The following is a 3,776-nucleotide window of genomic DNA, read 5'->3' as shown; positions in this document are numbered from 1 at the left end:
GATGTTGTGAAGTTGGGCAGGATCAGCCCGATCGATACCAGCGTGCCAAGCACTGCAAGATATGACGAGGTTCCGCTTACGCGGATTTTCTGTTCATAGTGCCGGTGGCCGCCTGTCACGAGGCACAGGCCGATGAGTCCGGTCAGCACCAGCATGACGGCTGCGTAGACCGTGTCGCGTGCGACGGTGGCGCCACCGTATTCGTCCGCCAGCATCAGCGTCACGATGAGTCCGACCTCGATGATGGTGACAGCGAGTGCAAGGATGAGGGAGCCAAATGGCTCGCCGACGCGAGCGCTCACCACCTCCGCGTGGTGGACTGCGGCAAACACGGCGCCGCACAGCAGGAAGATTTCGGCCGCCCGCACCGCATTGTAGTCCCTCGGCAGCAGGCCACCGAAGTAGAGCACTACCAGAAGTCCAGAGAAAATGGGGACTGCAACCGTCCAGATCGGATTTGTGGAGACTGAATGTCCTGCCATTTGATATCACTTGTCGTTTGATGGTGGTTTAGCCGTCAGCCATCTGCCGGGAGACTCGCGTCAGAAGGCGCACGGCGATCATGCCAAGCGCCATCGTGGCCACGAACACAAAAGATGGGAGAAGGCCAAAGGCAAGTGAAGCGATGGCTGGACCAGGACAAAAGCCGGTCATGCCCCAGCCGATACCGAAAATCACTGCGCCGCAGATCAGGCGGGCATCGATCGTGGAGGTCGATGGCAGCTGAAAGTCTTCCGTGAACAATGGCTTCGGCTTTTGCAGGACGAAGGCATAGCCAGCCAATGTGACTGCAAGCGCTCCACCCATGACCAGAAGCAGGGTCGGATCCCAGGCTCCGATCAGATCAAGGAAATTCTGCACCTTGAGTGGGTTGACCATGCCGGAGACGGTCACGCCGGCGCCAAACACGAGGCCGGCAAGCAGTGCGGTCAAGCGTTGCATGTCAAACTCCTGACGTATAGCGCATGATGAACACGGTGACGATGGCCATGGCCATGAAGACAGGCGTTGCCACCAGGCTGCGCGGTGACAGGCGGGACAGGCCGCAGATGCCATGCCCCGATGTGCAGCCGGCGCCGAGCGCGGTTCCGATGCCGACCAGAAGGCCTCCCACTGCAATCACGCTCAGGTCTTCCGCGAAGACCATCGCGGCGGGTTCGAACCCGCCGAGCATGACGGTTGTGGCCGCACCCAACGGCAGTCCGAGGAGGAACAGCCAGCGCCAGCTGCTGCCGTCAAGCCATGCCCCGCCAAGCAATGCGCCGAAGATGCCAGAGACACCGGCGATGCGGCCCAGACCGCCCATCAGCATGACGGCCGAAAGGCCGATCAGGACGCCGCCCAGCAAGCCAGACAATGGCGTGAATTCGGTGATATATGTCGTCATCTTGAAACGATCCTTCGGTAGCCTTGTACAACGTCAATGCCGTGATTGCAGGCAAAAGAAAAGCCCTTCTGCGTTTGTGGGTCGCAAAGGCGTTATGCGTCCCGGCTGAGCGGTTAGCTGCCGTGTTTCAGCGAACAAGCTCACGCATTGCCCGGTCGATGCCGTCGAGGGTGAGCGGGAACATGCGTTTTCCCAGCGTGCTGGCGATCAGACCGGTCGAGTGGGAGTGGGCCCAATACCGCTCCGGAGATGGGTTGAGCCAGATGGCGGCAGGATAGGTGGTCGTTATGCGGTGCAGCCAGGCAAGTCCGGGCTCCTCGTTCCAATGCTCGACGGAGCCCCCCGGATGCGTGAGCTCGAAGGGGCTCATCGTCGCATCCCCCACGAAGATAATCTTGTAATCCGATCCATAGGTGTTCAGCACCTGCCAGGTCTCCATGCTCGTTCCTGCCCGGCGGCGATTCTCGGTCCATACGCTTTCGTATATGCAATTGTGAAAGTAGAAGTACTTCAGGTGCTTGAATGCCGAGCGGGCGGCCGAGAACAGCTCCTCGCAGATCCGGACATGTGGGTCCATGGAGCCGCCGACGTCAAAAAAGATCAGAACCTTGACGCTATTGCGCCGTTCCGGCACCAGCTTGACGTCCAGCCAGCCTTGGCGGGCCGTGGCGCCGATCGTGCCGGACAGGTCCAGCTCCTGGGCAACGCCCTCTCTGGCGAACTTGCGCAACCGGCGAAGCGCCAGCCGGATGTTGCGCGTGCCAAGGTCGAGCTCACCATTCAGATCGCGGAATTCGCGTCGTTCCCAAATCTTGACGGCAGAGTGACTGCGGTTTGCATCCTGGCCAATACGCACGCCAGCCGGATTGTAGCCGGAGTTCCCGAAAGGCGAGGTGCCGGCTGTTCCAACCCATTTGTTACCGCCCTGATGGCGACCTCGTTGCTCCGCAAGTCGTTTCTCAAGCTCTGCGAGAATCGCCGTGATCCCGCCGAGTGCCTGAATATGCTGCTTCTCGTCTTCACTCAGGTGTCTTTCGACGAGTTTGCGCAGCCATTCTTCCGGTATCGCCGCAGTGAAGGCGTCACCGACCCTCTCAAGACCCTTGAACACGCGGCCGAAGACCTGATCAAATCGGTCAAGATTGCGCTCGTCCTTGACCAGCGCGCTTCGGGACAGAACGTAGAAATCGTCCACTGATCCCCGGGCCACGCCCCGGTCCAGAGCGGCGAGGAGAGTCAGATATTCCTGCAGGGAGACTGGAAGCCCCGCGTCACGAAGCGCACCAAAGAAAGTTAGAAACATCCGGTTCCACTCAATGAGGCAGTCAGAATGGTGCTCGCGCCAGTGATGGTCAGCGCAGGACGGCAGCCAGACAGGGCGGCAAGAAACGCGTCCGGGTGTTTCATGGCGGGTTCGTATCAGAGCCGCTGGACACGAGCTCCTTCATAAGGCTGGACAGGGTTTCCTTGGCAGAGGGCTCCTGTGGAATCGGGCGGCAGACATCCCGCGCGGCGAGGCCGACCCGAGCAGTCAAGATGCCATTGACGGTGCCTTCGCCAAATCGGGCCGACAATCTGCCCAACAGCCCCTTGCCGACCACGTGCTGGATCAAATTGTCGGAGAGCGCAATTCCGCCGGTGACTGCGAGGTGACCAATGACCATACGTGCCAGCCGGACCGTGGCGAGGGTTGAAGGGCGCCCGCCATAGAGCGTCGCCAGGTCCCGGATCATGCGAAGGTTCTGGGTGGCTACCAGCAGGATGTCGAGTGCGGCGGTGGGGGCGACCGTGGTCAGCAGCGTAATGCGGCGGGCCGCATGGGCAATGATGCGGTGGGCCTCGGCATCCCTTGAGCTGACCAGATGGCGCTCGGCAAGCCGGATGCGCGCGCGGCCGTCAAGAATGTCGCTCTCATAGGCGCTGAGTTCGCGCAACCCGAGTTGTGCGTCGGGCCGTCGCCTGTATAGTGCGCGCAACTGGGTGATGGCCCGTCTGGCAGCCGGCAGATCATCGCTGTTGATCGCATGGGCGGCATCGGCCTGGATGTGGGCAATGCGCCGAAGCCTAGCCAGTGCCCAGATTTCGCGCGACAGAATGACCAGTGCGGCAAGCCCAGCCGTGGCTGCTGCGGCCGTTGCCAACCAGCCCAGGAGCGGTGCCCGCGAGAAAAAATCTTCAATCAACTGGCTGACGGTGAGTCCTGCCCACATCAGGACGAGGATGAATACACCACTGGCCAGCAGCCCACCCCAGGGCAGCTTAGCTGGCCGCGCAAGCGGCGCCGGCGGCAGAACGATCACCTGACCGTCATCCGTTTCCGGTTCAAGGTGGATGGCGGATGGCCTTACATGCGGCTCGCCGGTTTCAATGACGAAGGCCTGAGGCCGAC

The 3,776-nt window shown here is 61.3% G+C and carries 4 protein-coding genes and 1 pseudogene; all 5 read right to left on the bottom strand.

The features are described from left to right. Window positions 1-482: pseudogene (locus tag ACILRN_RS16125) on the bottom strand (ionic transporter y4hA); the annotation flags it as partial. A 28-nt stretch (window positions 483-510) separates the two neighbouring features. After that, window positions 511-942 carry a DUF6691 family protein gene (locus ACILRN_RS16120; protein WP_395689985.1) on the bottom strand — a complete coding sequence of 144 codons (432 nt, stop codon included), beginning with the start codon at window positions 940-942 and terminating at the stop codon, window positions 511-513. A 1-nt stretch (window position 943) separates the two neighbouring features. Continuing rightward, window positions 944-1,387 carry a YeeE/YedE family protein gene (locus ACILRN_RS16115; protein ID WP_395689984.1) on the bottom strand — a complete coding sequence of 148 codons (444 nt, stop codon included), beginning with the start codon at window positions 1,385-1,387 and terminating at the stop codon, window positions 944-946. 127 nt (window positions 1,388-1,514) lie between these two features. Further along, entirely contained in the window at window positions 1,515-2,690 is a 1,176-nt protein-coding gene (locus ACILRN_RS16110) for a VWA domain-containing protein (RefSeq protein WP_395689983.1), read from the bottom strand. A gap of 100 nt (window positions 2,691-2,790) precedes the next feature. Next, the coding region (locus ACILRN_RS16105; protein ID WP_395689982.1) for a YcjF family protein at window positions 2,791-3,776 on the bottom strand (986 nt) is incomplete at its 5' end.

The organism is Aestuariivirga sp. (assembly GCF_044238155.1).
Lineage (GTDB): Bacteria > Pseudomonadota > Alphaproteobacteria > Rhizobiales > Aestuariivirgaceae > Aestuariivirga.
Note: the sequence above shows the minus strand (reverse complement) of the source record. Positions and strands in the feature narration are given on the sequence as shown.

What these genes read in the sequence shown, in the direction of transcription:
- ACILRN_RS16120 (WP_395689985.1), bottom strand. Translation starts at nt 942, where the DNA reads ATGCAACGCTTGACCGCACTGCTTGCCGGCCTCGTGTTTGGCGCCGGC.
- ACILRN_RS16115 (WP_395689984.1), bottom strand. Translation starts at nt 1,387, where the DNA reads ATGACGACATATATCACCGAATTCACGCCATTGTCTGGCTTGCTGGGC.
- ACILRN_RS16110 (WP_395689983.1), bottom strand. Translation starts at nt 2,690, where the DNA reads ATGTTTCTAACTTTCTTTGGTGCGCTTCGTGACGCGGGGCTTCCAGTC.